Below are 26,403 nucleotides of genomic sequence, written 5' to 3' on the forward strand. Positions count from 1 at the left end.
GATGGATCAAAAATCCCCCTTTCCCGGTGCTCTGTGCCGGGAAGGGGGATTTGTTGGTGGGATAGGGGGATCCGAAGGGAAGAGGCGCTCGTGAGGGCGGATCGCTCGTCCTGCGGCTGGTTTAACCGATAGTGTCCATTGCCGTCCACAAAAGAGATGATGTTCTTTTTTGATGGTCGTCATTCCTAACGGCAGAAATCGAATATGCGGATAAAAAATGTCTGGAGGATGTAAAATTCCTCCGGACGTAAATAGCAGTAGGAATTATCTTTGATAAAAATGAAAAATCCGAACGCATTCCCGATAGGGAAGAAGTTCGGATTTTTCATATGTGGTGGAGACTGCTGGACTCGAACCAGTGACCTCCTGCGTGTGAAGATACGATGAGCGCCGGAAAGCGTTGTGCCGCAACGCTTTCCGGCGCTTTTGCGTGCTTTCGGCTCGGTGGGCGATCCGCTGTGTCCGCCTAATACTCTCCAGTCGTTTCCGCGTTTGGGTCACGGTTTGGGTCAAGCCCCGCGACGGCGCAGAAATGACCACGCTGTAATTAAAGAATAGGCGTCAGACCTTCGGGCGGTCATCGCAGGACAGCAGCTTTTGCTTTGCTTCGCGGAACCAGCGGTTTTCCGGCTCGATCTGCAGCACATACTGGATTCGTCCCAATAGCTGCTGCCGATAGCGCTCCGTATCGGGAAGGTCGTCTGTGAGAAGCGTTGCGTGGCCGCCCCGCAGGATGCTGTCCGCCAGACCAAAGCGCAGGGTGTAATAGACCTCCTGCCGAAGTGATCGCTTATAGCCGGCCGGCACGGATACCTTCTCATTGACGGTCAGACCGGTCACGCTCTGCCGTCCGGCGTTGGTGATAAAATGGGTCTTGGCCTCATTCAGGTCAAAGCCCATCTCCGCCAGCATATTTTTCGCCTTCGAATAGACGGCGAACAGCGGACGATCGGCGGAAAAGGTCAGGTCATCACAGTACCGCGTGTATACGATGCCGCGCCGCTGGCACCAGCGCGCCATGCTCGTATCAAAATTCCGCATGACCAGATTGGAAAGCGCGGGAGAGGTGGGCGCACCCTGCGGCAAGGCACCGTCTTTGCAGCAAAGAGAGGTCAGCAGAAAGCCCACCTGCCGGGAGAAGTACCGGGTGTGAAAGGCGGCGGAGTGGACCTGCTCAAAGCAAATGCTGCCGAAAAAGTCGGAGATATCCAGCTTCAGGAGATACCGCTTGCCCACATGGGGCGCAGCGTTGCCGCTGATAGCGCCGCCCTTCCGATAGGCGGTGGCCTGCGGTGCGACAGGCAGATAGGCGAGGAGCTCCCGGCAGATCTTCCGCTGCCAGCGACGCAGCGTGTCGTCCGGCACGGACAGTATGCGCACATCGCCGTTACGCTTGGGGATGGTGACGGGGTGATACGCTGCCGCCGTGTGCCGCACATAGTAAAGGAGCTTTTGCCTGCTGGTAGAGAGAAACGCCGCCAGCTGCCGGGCGTCGTACAGGAACGGCAGCTGCGGGTGAAAGCAGTGAAAATCCAGCACCATATCCGCCGCAGCCTGTATGCCGAATTTGGTCACGAAGTCTGCGTCCGGCGCTTCAAATGTGACCGTATCCTTCTCGATTTTCATAGAGACCCCCCTAACATAAAATCAGCCCCGTGCAGTAAAAAGTGACCTGATATAAGCGGAGTCGAATTTCTAATCACGGCGTGATTCGCGATTCGATGGAGCGGTATCAGGCGGTCGCTTCGCTTGCGAAGCGTGCGTCCTCTTGGTAAACAGAGCGGCGACTCGCCACCCTCCTCAAAGTACGAAACTTTAAGCTGTACACTACTGCGCGGGGCTGATCTTCGGTTGTGCTTATATGGTAAAGCGCTTTGACGAGAAAGTCAAGCGGATGGCTGCGCCTCCTGCCCGTACCGGGTCAGTGCATCCATGATTTTGTGATACACCACCTGATTGGGGTAATAGCGGTAGTCGGCAAAGACGGAGGTGCCGGTGCCGTTGAAATACTCCAAAATCGCGGCGGCGCAGGCGGCGCTGCGGCTCTGCCCGTACTCGCACTGGCAGAGGATATCCAGCCCGTCCGACCTTGCCTGACAGATAAACGCCGCCAGTGCGTCCGCCTCCGGCATATAGGCGTCGTAGTCCAGCCCCACATCCGGCAGAGCTGTCAGATCCAGATCGTGAACGACCACGGTAAACACCTGCGCCGCTTTGCCGGCGTAGTCCAGCGGGGCGTCGGGGCAGGCTTGCCGACGGAGGGTGGGTCGCAGAAAGAGATCACCGCCGTGCGGGAGAGCGTGTCGGTACGCAGCAGTTCCTCGGCGGCTTTGCGGGAACAGATGGTCACATTCATAGATATACCTCCAGTTTTGTATAGTTCGCGGTACGCCCGCAGGGACATACCGTTGCAGGGAGACTCCTCATCCTCCGTCTGCAGCTCGATGTCATACTCCCAGCCGCAATGCTCACAGATCCAGTACATATCCAGCGTGGGATAGCCGCAGACGGGGCAGGTGACGATGCGGAACATACCGGAGCGGTACTCCGGCGTGTTCTTCAAATCCTGTTCATTATGCATGAGGTCCCTCCCAACTGATGCAGTTCAGACAGCCGCCCTGTTGGGCGATCTCCCGGATGTTGACAGGCACGATCTCTTTGCTGAAAAGCTGCTGCGCAGAAGTTTCAGCCTCGGCATCCTGCTCAATGCCAAACACCGGCAGGGAAACCACCCGTTCCGTCTCCAAATAGTTCAGGTAGCAGCCGACGGCGCTGACCCCACCGGTCGGGACAAAGGGGAAGTCCACTGCGTCCAGGCCGCAGTCCTGCACCGCTCGCTTCACCTGCTGCTCAAAGCCGCAGGATGACAGCGGCCGATTGCACAGCACGGTGCGGTCGTCGAGAAATCGCGCCATGCCGTCGGCGTGGCCGGTCATGTCGCTTTTCAGAGAGGGAATGATCAAAACCTCCGTTTCCAGCAGCTCCGAAAGCTCATGCACCAGTGCGGCAGACGGATACTCCGGGTTTTCGGAAAAGACGCGGTCGCTGATCAGGACGTGCGCCCCGGACGGCGAGAACACCACGTTTCCGCCGTCGAGGTTGATATTGCTGTATGTAACCGGCAGGCCAAGCTGCGGAGCAAGATCCTTACGAAAATCGGTCCTCAGAACAGGATCGTTTTTCAGATAGCACGGCTCATAACGGAAGGATACCAGCTTTCCGGAGCCTGTCCGCACCGGCATGAAGTCCCGCAGCCAAACATCCCGTGTGCCCTCCAGCAGCGCATAGGGGACATCGTGCGCCGCCAGCGTCGTGAACAGCGTCTCTGCGTCGGTTGGATAAAGCGTGGGGAGGAGTGCGGAGAAACAGAAAGCCATATTACTCCAGTTTGAAAACCATATCATATTGTTCTCTGCGAACTTCCTTTGAGACGCTCCTCAACGCATAGGGAGATGGGGAATAGAGCCGAATGACTTTATATGTTTTTTTGTCGATGACAACTGAAGCATGGGTTTTGCTTTTATCCCATCCCTCATGATACTGCTTGTCTGATGATTTGTTGACCCACTTCAGAATATTGGCACTCCTGTTTGTGTAAATCAAGGTGTCGATTTTCGGATATTTATGCAAGATGGTCTTTAAATCATCACGCTCTACTATGTCATGCAGTGACTTGTCATCTGCCTTTCCGTCTTTATGCACACAGCTTACAACCATGTCCACCATACCCATATGAAGGTCGGCCAAAAGCCTTTTGCGCTCATTGATGGCTTCCTGTGTATTTGCATAAGTTAGTCTTTTCCCTGATGCGTCAGATACCAGCTCCCAAAAGTAATTATCTCTTGAACCGTAATAGAAATTAACATCATCGTCGTACAGCATTTCATCCGTGTTACAAAATCTGTAGGGAGGCATGGTTCCTATAATCAGTTTTGTGGCTCCCTCTGGGATTTCAGGTGCAAACGGATGAGTAGATTTTTTGTTCATGCTAATACCCTTTCTCTCCATTGATGTTCTCTTGTCTTTAGGTTGATCATTCCGTCTTTTCCAAAGGTTTCTCACTCATCATAACAGAGCGTGCCGAAAAACGCAAGTTCACCCGTTTTTGAAACTTTTTCACCAATTCAGCCGCTGGTTGCGCCAGCGGATGCGCTCCGCCGCGTAGCGGCGATACCACCTTGCCGCCTCCTTGTAGTGCTTATCCGCCTCGTAGATCTGTGCCAGCCGCGACATGGCGGCGTCGCTGCCCGCCTCGGCGGCCCGGTGATACCAGCGGATGCCCTCTGCCTGGTCACACACCACATCCTGCCCGTAATAGTATCGATGCCCCAGATGCAGCATCCCGATGGCATCGCCGCCCACCGCCGCCTCGTAATCGGCCATAAAGCTATCCTCCCGCTCCTGTGCGTCCAGAAGCGCGTCCACCGCCGCCGCGTAGGACTCGCACTCGAAGTATAGCCGAAGCCGGGCATTCTCCGCCTCACCCACAGGGTCAAAAGCGCTCATTACATCGGAAGTCACATTGTTCTCTGCCCGCTTATACCAGCGGATAGCCTGCGGGTAGTTGCGCTTTGTACCGCAGCCGTGCTCACAGCACCATCCGGCGGCGAACTGCGCCTCGGTAAAGTTGTGGGCTCCTGAGCGCTTGAATAGATCGAATGCCTTTGCCATAGCGTCGGGCGTGCCGCTGCGGATATGTGCCAACGCCTGTGCGAACTGTGCGTCCGCCGCCCGTCGCCGTCCGGCGATCTCCCACATCTCCGCGTACACACGGAGGGCGGGTGAAAAAGTAACATCCATGGTCATTTCCTCCTGCAATGTGATTTGCGGTCAGTGTAGCACCTTTTTTAATAAGACCTAAATATTTATATTATTTTCGGCGGTTTGGGGGTAGAAATCGGCCTCCACCGCCCGTTTTTTCGTGTGCAGGCAGCAAAAAACGCTGCATTTCGTGGGCATAACGCTGCAAATATGTAGATTACGGATGTGCTGTATTGTGCATCTATACGAAATTTTGCAGAAAACCGCCTTTTAGCCTATATATGCTTATATAAATTAGGTCTTAATTATATGGGTGCTATACTGGCGGTAAAATTCGAAAAGGAGATTTTACCATGAACGCATTTGACAAGGTCATCGGATACAAGGCCATCAAGCGCGAGCTGCTGCAGCTGTGCGATATGCTCCGCAACCGGGAGATCTACGAGGAGATGGGCGTCCGCTTGCCCCATGGACTGCTGCTGTATGGCGACCCGGGCTTGGGCAAGACGCTTTTGGCGAGGTGCTTTGTGGAGGAGAGCGGGCTGCACACCATCACGGTACGCCGCGACAAGAGCGGCGACGCCTTTATCGATGGAATTACACAGGCCTTTGCCAGCGCAAAGACAAAAGCGCCGTCCATTGTCCTTTTGGACGACATGGACAAATTTGCCAACGAGGATAATACCCACTGCGATGCGCCGGAATATGCCGCTGTGCAAGCGGGGATCGACGATGTGAAGGACGCCGGTGTGTTTGTGATCGCCACGGCAAACGATATCCGCAAGCTGCCGAGCTCCCTGCGCCGTTCCGGACGGTTTGACCGAAAAATCGGACTTCGAGCGCCCACGGCGTCCGATGCGGAGGAGATCATCACCCACTATCTGAAAACGAAACGGGTTTCGGACAGTGTCAACATGGAAGATCTGACGAGGATGATGTGCTATAATTCCTGCGCCGAGCTGGAGACTATTTTGAATGAAGCGGCGGTTCGTGCGGCCTTTGCCCGCAAGACCGGCATCGACATGGAGGACATGGTGAGTGTGGTGCTGAAGCAGCAATATGGCGCACAAGAGGATATGCCTCGCGTTTCGGATGAAGTTATCGAAAAGGTGGCGCTTCACGAGGCGGGGCATCTGGTGGTATGCGAAGCGCTGTGCCCCGGCAGCGTCGGCTTTGCCTCCCTGCTTCCCTCCGACGAAAACCGGTGCGGCGGCTTTATCCACTGCTGCAAAGGTGTCTCCGATTCACAAAGCGCCATCATCGCCCTGGGCGGCAAGGCCGCCGTGGAGATGCGGTATGCGGGGCAGGTCGCAGAGGGATGCAGCGACGATATCGCCTGTGCGGTCAACTGTATCCGTGAGGCGGCAGCCAAGGAGGGGGCGCTGGGATTCTCCCTGCTGAATGTCGAAAGCGATTCCTCTAGCAACATGTCCGAAAGCCTGAATGCCCGCAGCGAGGCGGCGGTACAGGCGGAGCTGGAGCGGTACTACGGCAAGGCAAGGGCGCTCCTTGCTCAAAACGAGGCGTTTCTGAAAGAGATCACAGAGGCGCTGGTCATGAAGAAGACCCTGCTCTATTCCGAGATCCAAGCCATTCGTAGCGCCACTGTAAAGAGAAACCCTGCGGTGACCTGCGAGGCGGCTTCAAGGTATGACGCAGCGGAGATCGAGAATTTCCCGCCGGAGGATCCAGAGGAGGCGATGCGCCAGAAGATCTTGCGCAAGCTGGAGGAAGCGGAGCGACGGCGATGTTCCTGATGCTTCAGGAGCGCGGCGGGGAGGGCGAGCCCGCTGCGTAGAATGAAGCGGTATAATGGGGCGATTTTTGCTCCGCGAGATGTATAACGGGAAAAGAAACGATACGATGAACGAGAAAGGAGAACAGCATGCCATTTGAGATGGACAGCACCATTTCAATCCACGCCCCCCGCGAGGGGGGCGACACCGAGGCGGAGGAGGTGGTCATGTGAGCGCTGAGATTTCAATCCACGCCCCCCGCGAGGGGGGCGACTGCCCGAATCGGGCACGGAAAGGAGAAATTATGATTTCAATCCACGCCCCCCGCGAGGGGGGCGACGTTGGTAACAATTGAGAAACGCAAAATCTCCGATTATTTCAATCCACGCCCCCCGCGAGGGGGGCGACTAGCACGCTATCGCCAGTCATTCCATGGTAACACAGATTTCAATCCACGCCCCCTGCGAGGGGGGCGACACCGAGGCGGAGGAGGTGGCCATGTGAGCGCTGAGATTTCAATCCACGCCCCCTGCGAGGGGGGCGACTTAAATGCACCCTTCATTCCGTCCCAAACGCTGGTATTTCAATCCACGCCCCCGCGAGGGGGGCGACTACCACCACCAATATTTTTCCCACGGAAAGGCATAATTTCAATCCACGCCCCCCGCAAGGGGGGCGACGTTAGCATAGCAAAAGCAGATGGAATCATCAAAAATTTCAATCCACGCCCCCCGCGAGGGGGGCGACATTTTTATACATAGAATTTTCACGCAACAGCTGAATTTCAATCCACGCCCCCGCGAGGGGGGCGACCACCTCCAAAATGCACATATTATAGATCAGAAAGATTTCAATCCACGCCCCCCGCGAGGGGGGCGACATATCGGTGTGGCACGCTCCTTCCTAACCGGGCAAATTTCAATCCACGCCCCCCGCGAGGGGGGCGACTCTATGATCTCCTTAAAAATGCGCTTGCTGATATTTCAATCCACGCCCCCCGCGAGGGGGGCGACTACATCATACTGATGTTTTTCAGGGTTATCAGCATATTTCAATCCACGCCCCCCGCGAGGGGGGCGACCGTGTCGGAGAAATCCAAAATACAATTACAAGGAATTTCAATCCACGCCCCCCGCGAGGGGGGCGACGGCGTAGCCGATGCGGGAGAGCCGCCCGGCGTGATATTTCAATCCACGCCCCCCGCGAGGGGGGCGACAGGGGCAACACAAAAGGGGTTGACAAGTGCCGCAATTTCAATCCACGCCCCCCGCGAGGGGGGCGACTGCTTATTCGTGTCACTGTCACGCACGTTAAACCATTTCAATCCACGCCCCCCGCGAGGGGGGCGACGCTGTGAGATTGTCTCACGGCTTGCTGTGTCGGAATTTCAATCCACGCCCCCCGCGAGGGGGGCGACTACTAAAGGCGTAGCCGATATGGCGTGTAACTTATTTCAATCCACGCCCCCCGCGAGGGGGGCGACGACAGGTTTTTTGCAAACTTGCTTTTGTTGGAGACATTTCAATCCACGCCCCCCGCGAGGGGGGCGACGGTGCGTTTTCCCAGTACCGGGAGAGCCACCGATATTTCAATCCACGCCCCCCGCGAGGGGGGCGACTCAAAGGCATTACAGCCGGTCGCCATCCACTTTTATTTCAATCCACGCCCCCCGCGAGGGGGGCGACGCCAAGCCGTTTTGCCAACTGCTCCACCATATATGCATTTCAATCCACGCCCCCCGCGAGGGGGGCGACTCCGGGGCCCCGGAGCCAGAGTAGTCTTTGTAGATTTCAATCCACGCCCCCCGCGAGGGGGGCGACTGTCTTATATGATTGGTTGTCCTTCACATCGAAATTTCAATCCACGCCCCCCGCGAGGGGGGCGACTTCGATTCCTTCCCCCGCAACCATGATTTTCAGATTTCAATCCACGCCCCCCGCGAGGGGGGCGACTATCGCTCCCTACCTGCAAAATTCTGGCCACGGAATTTCAATCCACGCCCCCCCGCGAGGGGGGCGACTGACAGACGTAGTCCATATCCGGGGCAATGCGGTATTTCAATCCACGCCCCCCGCGAGGGGGGCGACTCATGCCGTCCCTCCTTTTTTAACATCTTAGCACAAATTTCAATCCACGCCCCCCGCGAGGGGGGCGACGGCAAAAGCGGTCATGGCAAGACGGCCGGGCCGAAATTTCAATCCACGCCCCCCGCGAGGGGGGCGACGCTGACGCGCTCCGGATTGTCACCAGGCTTGCGATTTCAATCCACGCCCCCCGCGAGGGGGGCGACTTTGATAGACGCAGACATTTCCAATTTAAGTGCATTTCAATCCACGCCCCCCGCGAGGGGGGCGACGGAGAGATCGGCCACGCTCACTTGATCCACGATGATTTCAATCCACGCCCCCCGCGAGGGGGGCGACTGTGATCTGGTCAAAGTTGGTCCCCTTGGGGAAATTTCAATCCACGCCCCCCGCGAGGGGGGCGACCACTTCCCTTTTTACCAAAAACAAAAATCAAACATTTCAATCCACGCCCCCCGCGAGGGGGGCGACGCCAAGTGGGCTTTGATGGGCAATCGGTACATTATTTCAATCCACGCCCCCCGCGAGGGGGGCGACACCTTTGGAATGTCAATGTCCTTAGTTACTACCGATTTCAATCCACGCCCCCCGCGAGGGGGGCGACCTTATGCAGTAAACGGATACCAAAAGGAACTTGACATTTCAATCCACGCCCCCCGCGAGGGGGGCGACTGCATTGCACCAAATCAGAATTATTACGACCAGTCAATTTCAATCCACGCCCCCCGCGAGGGGGGGCGACTCCTCTTGTCTATGATGACAGTCTTAGCTATTATATTTCAATCCACGCCCCCCGCGAGGGGGGCGACTTCCTGTGACACTGCCATTAAAGGCATTAGTGTATTTCAATCCACGCCCCCCGCGAGGGGGGCGACGTCAGGGTATTGGACTACATCGGAGTGAGGTATTATTTCAATCCACGCCCCCCGCGAGGGGGGCGCCTGTCGCCATAGGCAACAGGCGCCACCTTCATCTTGGTATTTCAATCCACGCCCCCCGCGAGGGGGGCGACTTTGCCCGTGAACTAAAGGGCCAGCGTTACATTTTTATTTCAATCCACGCCCCCCGCGAGGGGGGCGACCTGGGCGTTTTAGGATATGCGGCCAACAGTGATTTATTTCAATCCACGCCCCCCGCGAGGGGGGCGACCAAGTCTATACAGGGCTGTCGCTGTTTTCTCTCGGATTTCAATCCACGCCCCCCGCGAGGGGGGCGACGTGATGATCCAGCGGGCCGTCTCGGGGACGTCGTATTTCAATCCACGCCCCCCGCGAGGGGGGCGACGTATCGGGCCATCACTGCGGAGTACGACCCTATCATTTCAATCCACGCCCCCTGCGAGGGGGGCGACATTCGGATGCTGGATGATGACGCATGGAAGCCATGATTTCAATCCACGCCCCCCGCGAGGGGGGCGACCTCCGTCAAATACATTGGTGATGTGGACTGGGCGAAATAATTTCAATCCACGCCCCCCGCGAGGGGGGCGACGGCAAAATGGCGGTTGCAATGGGTGTCCCCACCCCGATTTCAATCCACGCCCCCCGCGAGGGGGGGCGACGCAGGCCCAAGACAAGGATTTCCCCCGCCTTGTATTTCAATCCACGCCCCCCGCGAGGGGGGCGACTACGAAGTTCGGGTTGTGGCAACCGATGCCTTTATTTCAATCCACGCCCCCCGCGAGGGGGGCGACCCTTTCCCTGTGTCTGCTAAATGCTGCGTCATTATATTTCAATCCACGCCCCCCGCGAGGGGGGCGACATACTGGGGGGTAAAAAAGAAAGGAGACGGCAGTATTTCAATCCACGCCCCCCGCGAGGGGGGCGACGCATATCTACTGATGTCAATTCCGCCAAATAAGCATTTCAATCCACGCCCCCCGCGAGGGGGGCGACTCCTTTATTTGGATGACTGTGTGGAGGGCAGAGAGATTTCAATCCACGCCCCCCGCGAGGGGGGCGACTACGGTTATTGTATCACACAGTAAACGTAAATGTATTTCAATCCACGCCCCCCGCGAGGGGGGCGACTGCTGTTTTGGCCGTTGCGTTTACTGATGCGGAATTTCAATCCACGCCCCCCGCGAGGGGGGCGACCAAATTCCGCCTCGATCTTGCGCAAATCGGACAATTTCAATCCACGCCCCCCGCGAGGGGGGCGACTCTGTCGCTGCTTATGACGGTTTGTGCTCTGCTATTTCAATCCACGCCCCCCGCGAGGGGGGCGACGCTGACTGCGCCATGTGTGGTATAGATACAGGAATTTCAATCCACGCCCCCCCGCGAGGGGGGGCGACCGTTTCGCTGCAACAGGTGGTCCTCTGCGCTGAGAAATTTCAATCCACGCCCCCCGCGAGGGGGGCGACCAAAAGGGGGGCGTTTTGTGGATGGTGAAAAGCAATTTCAATCCACGCCCCCCGCGAGGGGGGCGACTCAGGGTCACGGAGGACGGCTGGTGGAGATCGGAATTTCAATCCACGCCCCCCGCGAGGGGGGCGACAGGTGCCGCCGGGGACTGTCTCCAGCTGGGACTATTTCAATCCACGCCCCCCGCGAGGGGGGCGACTTGTTGGTGTCATGCTCGCCCCACGGGTCATGCGATTTCAATCCACGCCCCCCGCGAGGGGGGGCGACGCCGCATCACGCAGGAGGCTGGTCGGCCTAAGCTATTTCAATCCACGCCCCCCGCGAGGGGGGCGACATCCAGTTTGTCAAAGGGGTATTTACCGGCGACTGGATTTCAATCCACGCCCCCCGCGAGGGGGGCGACTTCGGTAGATGCGATACTACCAATCTACTACCAATATTTCAATCCACGCCCCCGCGAGGGGGGCGACTGGAGCCGGTCCAGATAGGGGTGGTCAGGCTGGAATTTCAATCCACGCCCCCCGCGAGGGGGGCGACCTCCAGACACATCATGGTCTGATCCACTGCATCCGGGATTTCAATCCACGCCCCCCGCGAGGGGGGCGACCGCCCCACTATCGAAAACGGAGGACGCTATGAGCATTTCAATCCACGCCCCCCGCGAGGGGGGCGACATTGCTCCTAACAACTCCTCGCTCAAACCTAACGGTAATTTCAATCCACGCCCCCCGCGAGGGGGGCGACGCCGGGATTCCACGGCAAAAACCTCGTCCGGCTATTTCAATCCACGCCCCCCGCGAGGGGGGCGACTTGGCTTGTGGTCTAAATCTATGCTGCCAAGCTGGATTTCAATCCACGCCCCCCCGCGAGGGGGGCGACGGCGCCGGGGGCTCCCACGCCAATAGGGACGTTTGGAATTTCAATCCACGCCCCCCGCGAGGGGGGCGACCCGACATTTTGCTGGAATGCCTCCCAACACACGATTTCAATCCACGCCCCCCGCGAGGGGGGCGACGCTGATGTTTCAGCCATTAGAACTGCTTATGGGGATTTCAATCCACGCCCCCCGCGAGGGGGGCGACCCATTGTGTTACCTCCTTAATACACCAACAGAGTATTTCAATCCACGCCCCCCGCGAGGGGGGCGACAATGATCATACAAATTCCCCGCTTGTGATCAATGTATTTCAATCCACGCCCCCCGCGAGGGGGGCGACTGTAGGGCACCTCCTCGGAATACCACAACCATAGATGATTTCAATCCACGCCCCCCGCGAGGGGGGCGACTTTCCGATTTGCGCAAGATCGAGGCAGAATTTGATACATTTCAATCCACGCCCCCCGCGAGGGGGGCGACTGTAAAGTGCGCAATATGTGCGCCCCCCGTCCTCGTATTTCAATCCACGCCCCCCGCGAGGGGGGCGACCCCATAAGCTGTTCTAATGGCTGAAACATCAGCATTTCAATCCACGCCCCCCGCGAGGGGGGCGACTTAACGACATATTGCTATGCAGCATGGCACAACATTTCAATCCACGCCCCCCGCGAGGGGGGCGACACAGTCGATGCGCTGCGCCGCGCCGCCTCGAAGATTTCAATCCACGCCCCCCGCGAGGGGGGCGACCCGCCGTGATGGCACGATACTGGCGTTCCCAGCTGGATTTCAATCCACGCCCCCCGCGAGGGGGGCGACTTAACGACATATTGCTATGCAGCATGGCACAACATTTCAATCCACGCCCCCCGCGAGGGGGGCGACACAGTCGATGCGCTGCGCCGCGCCGCCTCGAAGATTTCAATCCACGCCCCCCGCGAGGGGGGCGACCCGCCGTGATGGCACGATACTGGCGTTCCCAGCTGGATTTCAATCCACGCCCCCCGCGAGGGGGGCGACGTCAGTGATGTCGATTTGCTCCAAATAAAAATCATTTCAATCCACGCCCCCCGCGAGGGGGGCGACTGGCTTGTGGTCTAAATCCATGCTTCCCAGCTGGATTTCAATCCACGCCCCCCGCGAGGGGGGCGACTGCAGACCGTGGGGTCGCATCAGTCTGGATCCCATTTCAATCCACGCCCCCCGCGAGGGGGGCGACGTCTTTGGTCGTTCTGGTACACAATCTGTCGTACATTTCAATCCACGCCCCCCGCGAGGGGGGCGACTTGGCTTGTGGTCTAAATCCATGCTTCCCAGCTGGATTTCAATCCACGCCCCCCGCGAGGGGGGCGACCGGCATGGTGGCGGGGAATATGTCCGATAAGTTGGAATTTCAATCCACGCCCCCCGCGAGGGGGGCGACGTATTGCAGCTGCCGGTCGGTCAATGGTGTGTCGGATTTCAATCCACGCCCCCCGCGAGGGGGGCGACGCGCAGGAAATGGCGCTGGCCTCCGAGGCCGTCGACGTATTTCAATCCACGCCCCCCGCGAGGGGGGCGACAGCAAAGATGCACAGTTTTACCTGCGGATCTTTGACAAACAAGTAGAACTTTTGCGTTTTTTGGGAAAAATACGGGGTGGTTGCCTGAGAAACCCGGAGAAAGACCGGCGTTTTCTCGGGAAAAGCCTTGCGAACCTCCCGGAAATATCTGGTCACTTGGACTTCGCAGGGGGCGGGAAGGCGCGTCCCGGATACCCGTGCGCCGTACCACTGCCGCGCCGGGCGGCGTGTGTCAGAGGATCAGGGGATCCTCCGGCAGATAGGTGCTCTTCGTACCGAAATGCTCCACTTTTTTCTCATATTGCTTCCCTAGATAGTAAAAGCGCAGACTGTCTTTCTCAGAATCCATGATGGACGGGAGCTGCGCCTGCAGGCGGCGGCACTGCCCTGCGTCCAGCAGGCACTCAAACACGGAATTTTGCACCCGCTGTCCGTAGTCCACGCACTTTTTAGCGATCTGCCGCAGGCGCTTGCGCCCGGCGGCGTCCTCGGTGTTTACATCGTATGTGATCAGCACCAGCATAGCATCACTTCCATAAAAACGGCGGATAGCCGTCCAAGTCGCCGCGGAGGCAGCGAGCCAACAGTAGCGCCTGCGCATAGGGGATCATACCCCAACTCAGCTTTTCCCCCAGATAGGGGTGGGTCAGCGTGTCCTGCTTCCGCTCCTGCCAGGTCTTCAGGAATTTCCGGCGGCCGTCATCGGACAGCAGCACCGCACCACTGTCCTGCATCTGAAAGTCCTCCGGGCGCAGCATTCGATTGTTCACGAGGGTCAGCACGAAGCGGTCTGCCATGCAGGGCCGCAGCTCCTCCATCAGATCCAGCGCCAACGACTGCCGTCCCGGCCGGTCGCGGTGGAGGAAGCCTACATAGCTGTCCAATCCGACGCTTTCCAAGGCGTTGGCACAGTCGTGTGCCAGCAGACTGTAGGCGAAAGACAGCATGGCGTTTACCCGATCCAGCGGCGGCCGACGGCTTCGTCCGTGGAAGAAGAATGCCTCCTTCCGGCTCAGGAGCATATGATCGAGGACGTCGAAATACGCGGTGGCGGCAGCGCCCTCTATTCCCCGCAGGGAGTCCAAGTCAGCGGCAGCCAGCACCTGTGGCAGCATGGCCCGGAGGTTGGCAGCGGCTTTTTCCAATCCGCAGTCCGCCACGCGGGGCGCATGATCCCGCAGGGTACGCTGGATGCTGGCGGCACCGTTGCTCAGCTTGCCGAAGATCATGGTGCGGGCTATCTCACAGCTGCGAGCGGGGTCGTCAGCGATACGGTACTGCTCACGGCGGAGCAGTACGTTGCCGCTGCTCTCGCCGCAGGTGCGGGCAAGGAAACGTCCGTGCGGGGAGCAGAAGGCCAGACCGATCCCGGCCTCTGCACATTTGCCCATCAGCGCAGGGGAGGCACCGGCGTAGGAGAAGCTGACGATGGCTTGCAGCGTGTGCAGCGGGTAGCGGGCGACGACGGTCTTGTCTCGGTTTGCCAGCACATTTTCCCCCTCCAGCGAGAGGTAAATGTCCTCGGAGGTGATAAATAGCGTGTTGAGAAGCTGCTTCATGGTGATTCCTCCATGGCCGCCCGGAGATACGCAGAGACGGCTCTGCTTTTCATCAGCTTGGGCAGGCACAGCTCCTTCAAGGAGCAGGCATTGCAGGATTTGGTGGGCTTGACCTTGGGGGTATAGCCCCGACGGTACAGCTCGTGCATTTCCGCCAGCAGCTCCCGCACCCCTGTGCGCAGCTCCGGGGTGAAGGAAACCCTCTCTCGCCGGCGGATCTCCCCGTAATAGAGTGCGCCCTCAGGGATGTCGCAGCAGAGCATGGACTCCAGGCACATGGCCTGCGCACATAGCTGCAGGGTGTCGCCAGTGTCCTCGCGGGGGCGGCCCCGCTTGTACTCCACCGGGTACGGCTGCCACAGTCCCTCTTTCCCGGAGAGGGGGATCCCGACGGAGCCCCGGTGATATTCCAGTACGTCGCACTGTCCGGATACACCCAGCTCCGCGGAATAGACGCTGACGCCACGCGTAATAAAGCGGTCGCCCCGCCGCTCCTGAAGGCCCGTGTCGTGGGCGTTTTCGTGGAGGATCGCGCCGTCAATGGTGCGGTAGTTTTCCGCCCACTGGTGCTCGATGTGGATCAGCGCCCACTGCCGCCTGCAAAACCGAAAATGCTGTAAGCCGGAGAGCTGTAGGAAGTCCTCCTCATTATATGCCATCGATCACCTCCGGCTCCAGACCCGGCAGCGCCTCCAGCGAAATCACATAGTCGTCTGCGGAGGTGGGGATGGTACCCGCGTCCCGCAGCGCGACCTTGACGGAGCGGTGGACCTTTGCGGAGGAGTACTGCCCGTCCTTGCAGCTGTGGCGCCACCAGAACAGCTTCACCACCTCCATGGAGCCGTCGGGCCGTGCGGAGGAGGCATCGTTCACAAAGAGGGTGCGCAGACATTCCTTGACCGTGTCGGCGTCCTCCTCGGAGAAGCCAGTCTTTTCCGCCAACTGGACATTGATGGAGCCCTTGATCTCGTACAGGCCGAAGCGGACAAAGTGCTTCATACCCATGGTGTCGGAGGCGCGGTTCTCGCCCTTTTCCTTCTTCTCACCATTCACGCTCTTGGTGATTTGGAGGGACTCGATCTCCACGGGGGACAGGCTGGACGCCTGATGCACGGAGACCGGCCCGCGCACACCGCAGGAGAAGCCCTTGGCATCCTTGAAGGCGAACACCTGCCCAAAGGCACGCACATCCAGCCATGTCTCGCAGGCGCGCCGGGCATATTCCTCCCGATCCTTGATGCCCTTCATGGCGGCGGAGGCCCGCTCGCTGAGGCTGCCGCAGCCGTCGCTGCACCGATCCTCCGACTGAACGAAGATGGGCTTGCCCAGATCCTGCATCCGGTTGCGGATCTTGCGCTTGATGCACACGTCGGAGATCTCACCAAAGCCGTTCAGGTCGGTGCGGGGGCGATTGCCGTTCAGAGGGTCACCGTTGCTGTTGGCGCGGGTCACGGAGACCAGTGCCACAAAATCGATCTTGTTTTGCAAGCTGCTCATTTATTCTTCCTCCTGACTGTTTTCGGTCTTACCGGATGTGTACAGCGCACTGCGCTGCAGATAGTACCCAAAGAGATAGGTGTCCTTCAGGGCCTCCTCCTGTTCCGCCTGCGGGAAGGAGGAAATTTCTTGGATGATCTGCTCGATGATGCGGTCGTATTTTGTTCTGGCGCCGGGCTTGAGTTTGGGGTAGTACGCCTTTTTCAACTGCTCCCAGATGATCCGGCTGGCGTAGAGTGGACGCTTTGCGAACACGGACTGCATCCGGATCGCGTTGGGCTCTCGCTGTTCATTGGGGTCATAGGTGTCTCGCTCAAGTTTTTCAAACACGGCCAAAAGCCGTCCGTACTGATAGCTGACATCCTTCTTCTGCGGTTCCAGTGCCATGCTCCATTCCTCCTTGTACCAATCATATTTGTATTTCCGAAGCACCGCACAGGCGGTGAACAATACCGTTTCCCGCAGGGCGGTATCCATGATCTGCAGGTTGGACGCCTTGGCCGCTGCAGCACGGGCGATATCCGCCGGCATTTTGCCCCGGTCCACCCGGCAGGAGAGCAGCCGCTGTACCTGCTGGCGCATGACGCGCTCGTCCGTTTCCAGCTTTGTCTGCTTGTCGGAGATGCGCACCGTGCCGAAGGCGCAGTCTGCGATCTGCGAAAGCGAGGGTGACTGTATGCCGAAGGAGGAATGCTCCCAGCAGCAAAGTGCATCCCAGTCGTGCAGGCGCTCCAGAAAATCAGAGACCGGAAGCTCGCTGTAATAGGTGAGGGAAAGTCGTCCGGATGTGGCGGCGTCAAAGGCGGCCACTACGGCGCCGGCGTCCCGCGGGATCGTCTCCTGCCAGCCCCGGAGAGTTTCCGACAACGCTTTTCGATAGTCGGAGTATTTTATCTGCTTGGCGGCGCCCCGCCGCAGGAAGGCGGCCTGCGGTTTGGGGATCTCAATGCCCTGCGGATTCCAGCATAGGAAGGTGCGCCCGCCGATGAAGACACCTTGGGTCGCCGCCAACCAGTGCAGCGCGCTGTGGATCTTCTGCGATGCCTCGTAGCTCATAGTTGCAGCTTGCGAATCGTCTGTGAAGCGGCCCCGATAGGTAAAGCCACTGGTGTCGTTGGCGGAGATCAGCTTGGCGTTGGCGCACAGGTTGATGATCTTCTTGGGGTGCTGGCTGGCGGGCGGGGCGTTTTTACCGGTAACCATGCAAAATGCGGGCTTCTCAGATTTCGTGGATGCATAGTAGTCGATGAAGGCTTGGAAGAGGCTCTGATCCTGCCAGCAGGCGGGCGTCTCATTTTCCCCACCTGTCTCTACACGCCAGCGGACGATCTGCTTTTCCTTGACAGGAAAGCCTTTTTCATCCAGTGCAATCAGGCCGCGCTGAGCCATATCCGCTGCGATTGTTCCCTTTTCCACATAGCGGGCGATGGCGGAGAGCTTGGGGTGGCCGTAGGGTGATAGCTCCCAGCGGTGCAGCTGTGTCAGGTAGCTTTCGTATTTGGCGGGATACAGCGGGGAGAGAAACTGAATCTGGTCGCACAGAGGGTGTGCGCCGGGGGCTTTGCCAGTTCGCCCTGAGGAACTCTCCGTCACAGGGATGATCGTGGCGGCCTGCTCCGCCTCGACGGAACGGGCGTCCAGTAGATGACCGTCCGCATCCAGAGTGAGCTCCAGCTCTGCGTTTACGATTTGGTGCGAAACAGGAACCAGTGGCTCCTTCGCCTTGCCGTAGATACCGGCGTATTGCGACTCCATGGCACAGTAGGTGTCATAGGCTTGCTGCATCAGTCCCATTTACTCCACCTCCCCAAATTCCCGCAGACCGATAAAATTGCCCTCGTCGGCGGAAAAGCTCTTCATAGGCATCTCCCGCAGAGGCTTCTGCCCCGGACAATCCTCCGGTGGGAGAAAGTGAATGACGCCGTTTTTCATGACCGGGTACCAAAACCGGGCAGTCATCCGTCCGCGGGTCTCCTCCGAGTAGGCCTCGTCCGGGTAGGTGATGCCGTGGTACATCAGCCCGAAGCCCAGCTCCGGCAGATCGTCGTAGGCGCCTGCGCCGTTTCCGAATACGCAGGGCTCTACATAGCCCTGACATTCCCGGGTACCCAGAAAAATATCACGCCGCCCGCCCTTTTCGATCATTCGGCGGGCAATGCAGTGATGTTTGTTCTCATTTCGGTCGCCGCACAGCTCTGGGCGGTTGTCGTTCCAGTCGAAGCAGGCCCGCACCTGATACCGGCAGCTTTTCAGATAGGTGTAATACGCCAGATCGTTGCCGCCGCTGTATTTGATGGGGCGGATGCCTTTCACCTCGGTCTGGATCGGGTTCATGACCCGCACGTCCAGGATTCGCCAGATGAAGGTGGGCTTCCAGTATACAGAGGATAAAATGCCCTTCAGTGCCTCATAGGTGGGTACCTGATAGCTGCACTTTTCACCGCCCAGACGCATGAGAGGGTCGGAGAAGAGGGCGTAATCACCGTATACCTCAAATTCTACGATGTTGGGATGTTCTGTTTTCAATCGCTACACCTCCTGAAAATCACGGGTACCGGCCTCCAGGGAAAAACCGGTATGTTCGTTATAAAAGCCATCGGACAACAGCAGTATGCCGCCGTCGAACAGTGAGGTCACGGCGCCGAGGCTCTCAAGCCGCTCCAGCTGATAGCGGTAGACGCTGACGCAGTAGCCCTTTGCCTCGTCAATGCAGCCGCAAATGACCGCCCAATCCTTCTGCCCGTAGACCTGAGCGGCGTTTCGCAGCGTGTTTTGCAGCTCGCGCCCTCTTCCGTAGGGTACGAGCAGGGCGCTCGTGTCCTCGTCGAATACCTGAAAAAGACTGCCTGCCAGACGAAACGCCTGCCGCAGAAGGTAGCGCTCCGCCTGCGCACAGTTGGCGTCTGCATACCGGGGGTTGTCCGCCAGCAGATGATAGAGGGAACCGTGCGCCTGGGTTTGGTCGTCCTGAAAGCCGGGCTCCATCTCTGTGTATAGCCGACGATAGTAGAACCGGATGGACTCCTCGGAGGACAGATCGTGCCGGAAAACCTCCGGCGTTTTGGAAAAGGCGTTCAGCAGCGCGGTGGTGGCGTTCTGTCCGCGCACGATGTCGTCCAGACCACGCAGCCGCTCGTCGGTACACCGGATGAGGCGGACGGGGGCGGGCTTCTTTTGCTCGGCGTGCCGGTTGCACCGCCCTGCCGCCTGCACGACACTGTCCATTCCGGCGGAGAAGCGGATCACCCGCTGGAAGGAGATGTCCACACCGGCCTCGATCACCTGCGTGGAGACGCAGACAACCCTTTGCCTGTCGGCGGAGGGCTTGTCCAGCGCGGACTGTAAGGCTTGCAGAGTCTCCCTGCGGTGCTGCATGCACATGGCGGCGGACAGATGGAAGCACCGGCAATTCTCGGTTTGCAGCGACTCGAACAGGAACGCCGCCTCCTTTTTTGTGTTGCACACCACCAGCAGACTGTCGCACGACGACAGTACCTCCGTGACGATCTGCGAGAGCTCCTCCAGCTTGGCACATCCGGCATTTTGGATGTCGGTGCGCTTAAAGACGTCCCACAGTGCCTTTTGCTGCGGAACCAGATCGACGGGCTGGCGGTGCAGAGGATGGTCGGCTGCCTCCAGACAGGGCTGGGTGGCGGAGCACAGAACAATGGTGGCGCCGCAGACCTCGGACAGGAAGTTGACCGCCAAATTGAACAGCGTCAGCATTTTGCCGGGAACGGTCTGCACCTCGTCGATCACAATGACGCTGCCGCACAGCGCATGAAATCTGCGGATGGCGCTGGTCCTCCCACTGAAGCAGGTGTTCAGCAGCTGCACCAGCGTGGTGATAATGATCGGCGCCGACCAGGAGGCGGTGAGCAGCTCCAGCTCCTGTAAGCGCTCCGGCGTCTCCTTCGGCTCGGCAAGGTTGGAGTGATGCTCTAGTATCAAAGTGTCGTCCCCTATGTAATCGCGGATGACCTGGGCATTTTGATCCAGGATCGACAGCAGCGGTGCGGTGAAGATAATTCGAGAGCAGTTCCACTTTGCCGCGTGGGTCAATGCGAAGCGGAGACTGGCCAGCGTTTTTCCGCCGCCGGTGGGAACATTCAGGCGGTAGACACCTCCGGGCCGGGCGGCACCGGCGGCACAGGTGTCGGAGATGGTGTGGCGCGCCAGATCAATGGGCGTTTTTCGCGGGAATGCCGCCAGCTTCTTCTCCATAAACGCCAGCCGTTCTGTCCAGATTGGCCGCATATCCTCTGGGAACACGGGCGGTTCTATCCCATCCATAAAAGCGGCGGTGTCCGTGCGATCCCCCTCGATCACGGCGGACAGGAGCATCCGAGCCAGAAGACCGATATAAAATGCGGTCTCCCGATCCGCCTCATTGTCGTCCGCTTGGGTGGACAGAGCCGCCAGCCGATCCAGCATCGGGGCCATCTCCCGGACGGCACTGTGGAACAAGCGCTCCAGCTCCTCCTCGTCAGCAACCTCCGCCAAAAAGCCCTGTCGGGATTCATCGTAAAAGATCCCCTCCTTGGTCTGGCGATGAAAAAAGCCACTGTGCTGCTGGGGGTCGATACAGTCAAACAGGCCGTGATGTGAGCCAACGGCAAAGGCCAGCAGCTCTGCGGTCACGTCGGAATAGGAGAACGTACCGCAGCCGCCGTGCCAACGATCCAGCAGAAGGCGCACGCCGGCGAAGGTATGGTTGACACTGCCACGGACGGCGTTCCCGCCGCTGACAGCCTCCGAAAGGTATTGCGCATACTCCTGTTTGTTTTTTCCGGCGTCGTGGAGCAGACCGGCCAAATAGGCGCATTTCTCCAGACCCAGCGGCCGCAGTGCGGCTGCGGCCAGCGCCGCCGTGTTCCGGCAATGCTCCTGGACGGTTTGCCGCTCTCTGGTTTCGCGGATATGGGCAGGATACATGGCGATCACATCCTGTCATATATTTTTTAACGCGCATATGTTGATGCTTTAACCATACCACACTCACCGAGGTTTGTAAAGACTTCAGCAACAAGGATAAGCAACAAAAAACATTGACTTTTTTGTATGCTATGCCATACTGTGTGGGTCGGGTATTCCCGTGGATTGAAAGAGCAAAAAGGAGAAGCTGCGCAAGGCCTGGCAGGGGAACATCCCCTGCTGCGCCCTGCGCAGCTCCATTTGTCAGATATTGTAAATCTGAGAAATAGTCGGGGGTGTGGATGGTGTCATACATACCGCCTTGCGTTTACGATGCCTCCCGCGTCCCTCAAAGCACGATGCTGCCGGTTTCTTTGCCGTCCAGCGCAAAGTTCAGCAGCGTCCCCTTGCAGACGGCGGCGAAATACTGCGTCGCCTCAAGCTGTGCAGGGTAGTTCTTCTCAATGAGTTCCAGCGTCTCCCTCAGCTGCAGCATGGCTGCGAATTTATGTTTGCACGGCTCGCTGCAGAAGCAGTCGCAAACCAGATTTCTGATCTCGCCGTTAGCATAGTCGCACGCCAGCTCGTAAGGCCGCGATCCCTCCACAATGGCCCGCACATGGGTATTGTCCAGAAAAATGTACCGTATCCGATTGTCCGTGTAGTAATCGTGGCCGCGATCGGCAGTTGCCCTGCTGATGCTCATGGCGCTCAGATCACGCAGCAGGAAGCCGCAATCATCATTGCCGGAAACAAATATCTCATCCTCCGTGGCGGGTGACTTAAACCAGGCGATGACCTTTTCGTAAGGAAGAGTGCTGCGGTCGAACGTGACGAAGTGCGACCCGGCGAAGAAGAACTCGCCCTGTACATTTGTGTCGGACACGCTGATGACCCGCTTGTAGTCATATAGCTTGATCTTGAAATTGTACGCGACATCCACCACACGGCCACGCAGGCCCTCCAGCTTGCCCTCCACAAAAACGATATCTCCGCATTTCAGGTCAAAGGCGTCATTGTAGTAAGACAGATTCATATTCCGCGCCGGAAAATGGACGCGAACGACCGATTTTCTCGGCGTAACTGCGGGGCAAATGGAGTGCGCCTCCCCAGGTGCCTTGCGATGCTCTTCTACGGAACCATTAAAACCGATTTTGAACATGTTGCTTCCTCCCTTTCCGATCTGTATCGTTCTTTACAATACCCATTCTACAGAAAGAGGTGTCCCATAAACTGGACAGTGCCCTGTGCCGGCCCCTGCCGAGTAGACAAAACTTAGGGCACTATCTGTGAGGGGCGCCAAATCGAACTTCCGTAGGGGGCCATTTTTGTAGCAAGCGGTATGTGTTCATGGTTATAAAAGTATATACTCGCCCACCAGTTCGGCAGCAGCTTGAATTGTCCGCGGTTTCGCTCGATAAATGTGCAGGCGCACGGCAGGGCGATGGAGAAGCAGCCTTCCACAGCCTTACCCGGTGAGCTGCCTGTGTAAGGCCGCGGGTGCCGCCGATACCATCGGCAGTGGCATCAGTCAGACCATGTAGCCCGCAAAAAACAGCCGGAGAGGGACGGATGATGCCATCCGCCCCTCTCCGGTGCTTTCCTGACCTCTCGGCTTTTGGGTCACGGAAAAAGACGTAATAAACTGTGTCACTCCTCCACTGCCACATATCGCTGCTTGGAACTGCGGGGTTTATCAGGCAGCGTCATCCGAATCGCTCCACACGCTACGAGAGGATCAAGGTAACGCCGCAGGGCATACTGCCCTGACGCAATATTTAGATATGCAATGATCTCGCTGCGGCTTCGAGGTGTACGGCAGAATTTCAGCAGACCTTTTTCGTCTTGCACGTTAGCTTGTTTTACATCCTCGTCGCCGACACTTCCCGCTGCACCATGCTCACCATTGTACAGCGTCACGACAAATTCGCTGCGCCGATCCGCGAATACCGGCTCTGGCAGGTTGCGGTTTTTCATGGCAAACCGAATCGTAGGAATCCCGGAATAGCGATTCTCAGTTTCCCCCAGGGTCTCCATTACGGTAACAAGAACCGGGTTTCGGGTATCCGGCTGGGCATTGCCCAACTGGTCGAGAGTCAATCTACCATAAAGCCCACCCGGATTTGTGATCTCGATCCGATTGGAATACATGACCAACTGGATCGGCATTCCCTCGGTATGCAGACTATAATCCCGGTGTACCAACGCATTGAGTATCGCCTCGCGGGCAGCGTCCATAGGGTACTGCGGAATATCAATTCTCTCGCCTGTTTCTTTGTCGATCCTTGTGGCCGTCCGCATATTGGCTCGAACAAAGGTCAACGCACCCTCCAGCATATCCGGAAGCGTACCTTCGATCCGCTTTGTGTCGCTGAATCGGTTGCCCTCTGCGTCAAGAACGCCCATTTGCTCTGCGGGTACACAGGTGGCAATGATGCTCAGTTGCGGATAAAACGCCTGCGGGTAGAGTCCGAACAGCAGCAATGCCGCCATGGTGATTTTCCCATCCCGCGTGATGCCGGTCAGTTCATACTGCTGTGCCTCCGACATACCCGCCAAATTCGGACGCGCACATGTTTTTCTCTCCAAATACGTTTTTACCTTAGACATATCCAGCGATTGGAAGGACACCCTTTCCGCTGGACGAATATCGTCTTGATATTTCTTTCGGAACGCCTCGTAGCTGTATACTTCGTACTCCGTCATGGGCTTGTCTCCGTCACCTATGCGGATATAGGACCCGTGTAGCCGTCCCTTGGCTGTTTTGAAGCAAGGGCGTTCAGCAATATCAACGGGTGGGATCTCCGCAGAGACAAATGTAAGCCCATCTTCATCCACCTCGGTAAATTGCGGTCGAACGATCGGCGTCATTTGATCGCAGTATTCCATTACCTTGCGCTCCAAGTCCTGTGCGTCGTAGACGCCCACCTTTGCGAAGCCGTTCTTTTCCTCCAAGCCGAACACAAAGATTCCCCCGCTATTTTGATTGGAAAACGCAGAGATCGTATCATATAACCTTTCAGGACAGCCCTGCCGCGCCGCCTTTACTTCTATGGTTTGTCCTTCACAGCCACGAATCCGAATGCTTTCAATCAGATCGCGAAGCTCCTTTTCTACCATGCAAATCACTCCCTTGCGCCCATTCTAACATATAGAACGCAAGAAGTGAAGAAAATTCGCAAGACATTCCTTGACTTTTTTCGAACTTTTCTTATGTTGTTAAAAATAACATAAGATGTTCTTGCGTTGCTTCTTGGGTTATTGGCTTGCATCTTGCGACAAGTACCGAAAACTACTACGCTGGTCATGGTATGCGTAATTTGACCACGCTGTAACCAAAGAATAGGTGCGGCAGCCGTGCGCTCACAGCTTCTTCAGCCGCGCCAGAAACTCCGCCGTGATCTCCTCCTCTACATCCTCGTCACGCTGCATACGCCGGGCGTCGTAGTCTTTCCAGCGCAGCAGCACCTGCCGCACTGCCTGCTTATCACGCCGGAGCGTGCGGGGGTCCAGTCCCTCATACGCCGCGTGGTAGTCGGGGTAGTGCAGGGCGTAGCACCGATAGTCCTCGATGGCGTTGTCAAATGCCGACAGTTTTCCATCGGGCGCAAGCACCGACGCCGCCATGCACACCAGATGCGCCAGACGCCGCAGATGGTCATCCTCCGAATCAAACCGAATCGCCGACGCGAAGTCCTCCACCGGCGGGTCGGAAATAAAACGGCGGCGGTTATTCCCGTCCGCGTTGTTTCCTCGCAGCTTCATTCGCAGTATGGCTCCGCACTTCTCCAACTCCTTAGCATAGCGGCGGTAGCTGGAGGGTGAATGCTGTCCGTAGTTTTCAAGCCCATATCTTTCAAAGCAGCCCAGCTCCACCTCGCCGCAGCGGGTCAGCCAAAAACAGAAAAACAGCAGCTCTGCCGTCAGCTTATCCGGGTGCTGGCGGTTTTTTCGGCGCGGAATGTCCATGAAACCTCCTCCTCTCAAAAATATTTTACAGAAAAATTTTCGCAAGTCAAGATTTCGGACAGCAATATGCAACGATTTTAGAAACCCGAATGCTATGATGCAGTCCCGCGAGATGCTTGAGATGCCCTCTCATTCATCCCGCCACCCGTTGTATGATATGATATACAAAAGCGTCGGGAGAAACTCTGACGCAATTGGTGAAATGCTGAGAGTTCAAAGAAAGAGAGGTTATGAAAATGGATATCCAGAGGGCGGCAGAACTGCTGGCAGCGCGCAGCGCGAAAGATTTCGGTAATGCACTGAAAGATCGTGACGATCCGTTCAAGGATTTTTATAAATCCTTACCCATCTGCATTTTGGATGCCGTGTTTTCCATCGGCGTTCGGTACACTTCGGTCGTGAACGTTGTCAACAGCTATATCGGGACGTTTGACCTTACCATATCCAGAACGCAGGCGGACGCGACGGAGCATACGATCCGCAATTTCCTTGCGAATGTTGCGAAGTATGATACGATTGAGGACTTTTCCAAGAATGTGCTTCACAACATGCAGCGGACTTCCAGCCGCAGCGGGATTTTGAAGGCGGAAGCGTGCCGGGAGATTGCGCTGGTCTGCCAGAAGCACGGCATCAATACGCTGCGCGACTTCAATGACTATACGGATAAGACCACCCTTGACAAGGACATCAAGTCGGTGCGAGGCCAACGCAGCGGCATCATGCTGAAGTATCTCTACATGCTGACCGGTGATGAAAACCGAGTCAAACCGGACAGACACATTGTGCGTTTCATCAAGGAGACGTGCACCCTGCAGAAACTGACGGACGATGATGCACAGGCAATTATGGTGCGTACGGTCGAAATGCTAAAGCCCGAATACCCGAATATCACAGTTCGCTTTCTCGACAGTCTGATCTGGGAAACTCAGCGGCGGTAACGACAGTGCTCCCTTCGAGGACGCGGAGCGACGGCGCTGCTCCTGATGCTTCATTCTGCGCCGCAGAGTGCGGGCCCGTCGCGCATTAGCGCACAGCATGACTAAATATTTCTTTGCTGACGAAACATGGGGAGGGTGCGGTT

General features: G+C 57.6%; 18 protein-coding genes and 6 CRISPR repeat arrays. Of the genes, 2 read left to right on the forward strand and 16 right to left on the reverse strand.

Going from position 1 to position 26,403, the window contains the following annotated elements; all coding sequences use genetic code 11:
- Positions 1-561: 561 nt before the first annotated feature.
- From KJS28_RS11970 to KJS28_RS11995, 6 genes are all read right to left on the reverse strand, one after another.
- A complete protein-coding gene (locus KJS28_RS11970; RefSeq protein ID WP_213541163.1) occupies positions 562-1,626 on the reverse strand; it encodes a reverse transcriptase domain-containing protein in 1,065 nt (354 codons plus the stop codon).
- A 260-nt stretch (positions 1,627-1,886) separates the two neighbouring features.
- Positions 1,887-2,195, reverse strand: a complete 309-nt coding sequence (locus KJS28_RS11975) for a protein-tyrosine phosphatase family protein (RefSeq protein WP_213541164.1) — start codon at positions 2,193-2,195, stop codon at positions 1,887-1,889.
- Complete coding sequence (locus KJS28_RS11980; RefSeq protein WP_213541165.1) at positions 2,171-2,581, reverse strand: CPCC family cysteine-rich protein; 411 nt, start codon at positions 2,579-2,581, stop codon at positions 2,171-2,173. Before KJS28_RS11980 ends, KJS28_RS11975 begins: the two co-directional genes overlap by 25 nt.
- Positions 2,574-3,377 (reverse strand): agmatine deiminase family protein, encoded by an 804-nt coding sequence (locus KJS28_RS11985; protein WP_213541166.1) that lies wholly within the window; start codon positions 3,375-3,377, stop codon positions 2,574-2,576. The genes KJS28_RS11980 and KJS28_RS11985 overlap by 8 nt, the downstream gene beginning before the upstream one ends.
- Before the next feature lies 1 nt (position 3,378).
- Entirely contained in the window at positions 3,379-4,008 is a 630-nt protein-coding gene (locus KJS28_RS11990) for a uracil-DNA glycosylase family protein (RefSeq protein WP_213541167.1), read from the reverse strand.
- 108 nt (positions 4,009-4,116) lie between these two features.
- Positions 4,117-4,800 (reverse strand): tetratricopeptide repeat protein, encoded by a 684-nt coding sequence (locus tag KJS28_RS11995; RefSeq protein ID WP_213541168.1) that lies wholly within the window; start codon positions 4,798-4,800, stop codon positions 4,117-4,119.
- A gap of 314 nt (positions 4,801-5,114) precedes the next feature.
- Between KJS28_RS11995 and KJS28_RS12000 the strand changes: the two genes are divergently transcribed.
- Positions 5,115-6,518 carry an AAA family ATPase gene (locus KJS28_RS12000; protein ID WP_213541169.1) on the forward strand — a complete coding sequence of 468 codons (1,404 nt, stop codon included), beginning with the start codon at positions 5,115-5,117 and terminating at the stop codon, positions 6,516-6,518.
- A 152-nt stretch (positions 6,519-6,670) separates the two neighbouring features.
- Positions 6,671-7,043: direct repeats of the CRISPR family, unit length 33 nt; unit sequence ATTTCAATCCACGCCCCCCGCGAGGGGGGCGAC.
- 301 nt (positions 7,044-7,344) lie between these two features.
- A CRISPR array of direct repeats spans positions 7,345-8,450; the repeat unit is 33 nt; unit sequence ATTTCAATCCACGCCCCCCGCGAGGGGGGCGAC.
- A 101-nt stretch (positions 8,451-8,551) separates the two neighbouring features.
- A CRISPR array of direct repeats spans positions 8,552-10,810; the repeat unit is 33 nt; unit sequence ATTTCAATCCACGCCCCCCGCGAGGGGGGCGAC.
- A 103-nt stretch (positions 10,811-10,913) separates the two neighbouring features.
- Positions 10,914-11,351: a CRISPR direct-repeat array (repeat unit 33 nt; unit sequence ATTTCAATCCACGCCCCCCGCGAGGGGGGCGAC).
- A gap of 100 nt (positions 11,352-11,451) precedes the next feature.
- A CRISPR array of direct repeats spans positions 11,452-11,758; the repeat unit is 33 nt; unit sequence ATTTCAATCCACGCCCCCCGCGAGGGGGGCGAC.
- A gap of 105 nt (positions 11,759-11,863) precedes the next feature.
- Positions 11,864-13,383: direct repeats of the CRISPR family, unit length 33 nt; unit sequence ATTTCAATCCACGCCCCCCGCGAGGGGGGCGAC.
- Between the two features lie 232 nt (positions 13,384-13,615).
- Here KJS28_RS12000 and cas2 read toward each other — a convergent pair.
- The 10 genes from cas2 to KJS28_RS12050 all read right to left on the reverse strand — a co-directional run bounded on the left by cas2 (position 13,616) and on the right by KJS28_RS12050 (position 25,322).
- Positions 13,616-13,906 carry a CRISPR-associated endonuclease Cas2 gene (gene cas2, locus KJS28_RS12005; RefSeq protein ID WP_213541170.1) on the reverse strand — a complete coding sequence of 97 codons (291 nt, stop codon included), beginning with the start codon at positions 13,904-13,906 and terminating at the stop codon, positions 13,616-13,618.
- 4 nt (positions 13,907-13,910) lie between these two features.
- Positions 13,911-14,942, reverse strand: a complete 1,032-nt coding sequence (cas1c, locus tag KJS28_RS12010; RefSeq protein WP_213541171.1) for a type I-C CRISPR-associated endonuclease Cas1c — start codon at positions 14,940-14,942, stop codon at positions 13,911-13,913.
- Complete coding sequence (gene cas4 / locus KJS28_RS12015; protein WP_213541172.1) at positions 14,939-15,601, reverse strand: CRISPR-associated protein Cas4; 663 nt, start codon at positions 15,599-15,601, stop codon at positions 14,939-14,941. The genes cas1c and cas4 overlap by 4 nt, the downstream gene beginning before the upstream one ends.
- The gene (gene cas7c, locus KJS28_RS12020) at positions 15,591-16,439 is read right to left on the reverse strand and encodes a type I-C CRISPR-associated protein Cas7/Csd2 (protein WP_213541173.1); all 849 of its coding nucleotides are present in this window, start codon (positions 16,437-16,439) and stop codon (positions 15,591-15,593) included. Before cas7c ends, cas4 begins: the two co-directional genes overlap by 11 nt.
- Entirely contained in the window at positions 16,440-18,233 is a 1,794-nt protein-coding gene (gene cas8c, locus KJS28_RS12025) for a type I-C CRISPR-associated protein Cas8c/Csd1 (RefSeq protein WP_213541174.1), read from the reverse strand.
- Entirely contained in the window at positions 18,234-18,965 is a 732-nt protein-coding gene (gene cas5c, locus KJS28_RS12030) for a type I-C CRISPR-associated protein Cas5c (protein ID WP_213541175.1), read from the reverse strand.
- A gap of 3 nt (positions 18,966-18,968) precedes the next feature.
- A complete protein-coding gene (gene cas3 / locus KJS28_RS12035) occupies positions 18,969-21,374 on the reverse strand; it encodes a CRISPR-associated helicase Cas3' (RefSeq protein ID WP_213541176.1) in 2,406 nt (801 codons plus the stop codon).
- 328 nt (positions 21,375-21,702) lie between these two features.
- Positions 21,703-22,389 (reverse strand): SWIM zinc finger family protein, encoded by a 687-nt coding sequence (locus KJS28_RS12040; RefSeq protein ID WP_213541177.1) that lies wholly within the window; start codon positions 22,387-22,389, stop codon positions 21,703-21,705.
- A 614-nt stretch (positions 22,390-23,003) separates the two neighbouring features.
- On the reverse strand, positions 23,004-24,473 hold the full coding sequence (locus KJS28_RS12045; protein WP_213541178.1) for an ATP-binding protein: 1,470 nt from the start codon (positions 24,471-24,473) through the stop codon (positions 23,004-23,006).
- Positions 24,474-24,716: 243 nt separating this feature from the next.
- On the reverse strand, positions 24,717-25,322 hold the full coding sequence (locus KJS28_RS12050; protein WP_213541179.1) for a hypothetical protein: 606 nt from the start codon (positions 25,320-25,322) through the stop codon (positions 24,717-24,719).
- A 230-nt stretch (positions 25,323-25,552) separates the two neighbouring features.
- Here KJS28_RS12050 and KJS28_RS12055 point away from each other — a divergent pair, with 230 nt between their 5' ends.
- Positions 25,553-26,260 carry a DUF8548 family protein gene (locus KJS28_RS12055; protein WP_213541180.1) on the forward strand — a complete coding sequence of 236 codons (708 nt, stop codon included), beginning with the start codon at positions 25,553-25,555 and terminating at the stop codon, positions 26,258-26,260.
- Positions 26,261-26,403 lie beyond the last annotated feature (143 nt).

The organism is Vescimonas coprocola (genome assembly GCF_018408575.1).
Classification (GTDB): Bacteria; Bacillota; Clostridia; order Oscillospirales; family Oscillospiraceae; genus Vescimonas; species Vescimonas coprocola.

Bases quoted from the DNA above. Each gene is read 5' to 3' on its own strand.
- KJS28_RS11970 (WP_213541163.1), bottom strand. From the start codon at position 1,626: ATGAAAATCGAGAAGGATACGGTCACATTTGAAGCGCCGGACGCAGAC.
- KJS28_RS11980 (WP_213541165.1), bottom strand. From the start codon at position 2,581: ATGCATAATGAACAGGATTTGAAGAACACGCCGGAGTACCGCTCCGGT.
- KJS28_RS11985 (WP_213541166.1), bottom strand. From the start codon at position 3,377: ATGGCTTTCTGTTTCTCCGCACTCCTCCCCACGCTTTATCCAACCGAC.
- KJS28_RS11990 (WP_213541167.1), bottom strand. From the start codon at position 4,008: ATGGAGAGAAAGGGTATTAGCATGAACAAAAAATCTACTCATCCGTTT.
- KJS28_RS11995 (WP_213541168.1), bottom strand. From the start codon at position 4,800: ATGGATGTTACTTTTTCACCCGCCCTCCGTGTGTACGCGGAGATGTGG.
- KJS28_RS12000 (WP_213541169.1), top strand. From the start codon at position 5,115: ATGAACGCATTTGACAAGGTCATCGGATACAAGGCCATCAAGCGCGAG.
- cas2 (WP_213541170.1), bottom strand. From the start codon at position 13,906: ATGCTGGTGCTGATCACATACGATGTAAACACCGAGGACGCCGCCGGG.
- cas1c (WP_213541171.1), bottom strand. From the start codon at position 14,942: ATGAAGCAGCTTCTCAACACGCTATTTATCACCTCCGAGGACATTTAC.
- cas4 (WP_213541172.1), bottom strand. From the start codon at position 15,601: ATGGCATATAATGAGGAGGACTTCCTACAGCTCTCCGGCTTACAGCAT.
- cas7c (WP_213541173.1), bottom strand. From the start codon at position 16,439: ATGAGCAGCTTGCAAAACAAGATCGATTTTGTGGCACTGGTCTCCGTG.
- cas8c (WP_213541174.1), bottom strand. From the start codon at position 18,233: ATGGGACTGATGCAGCAAGCCTATGACACCTACTGTGCCATGGAGTCG.
- cas3 (WP_213541176.1), bottom strand. From the start codon at position 21,374: ATGTATCCTGCCCATATCCGCGAAACCAGAGAGCGGCAAACCGTCCAG.
- KJS28_RS12040 (WP_213541177.1), bottom strand. From the start codon at position 22,389: ATGAATCTGTCTTACTACAATGACGCCTTTGACCTGAAATGCGGAGAT.
- KJS28_RS12045 (WP_213541178.1), bottom strand. From the start codon at position 24,473: ATGGTAGAAAAGGAGCTTCGCGATCTGATTGAAAGCATTCGGATTCGT.
- KJS28_RS12050 (WP_213541179.1), bottom strand. From the start codon at position 25,322: ATGGACATTCCGCGCCGAAAAAACCGCCAGCACCCGGATAAGCTGACG.
- KJS28_RS12055 (WP_213541180.1), top strand. From the start codon at position 25,553: ATGAAAATGGATATCCAGAGGGCGGCAGAACTGCTGGCAGCGCGCAGC.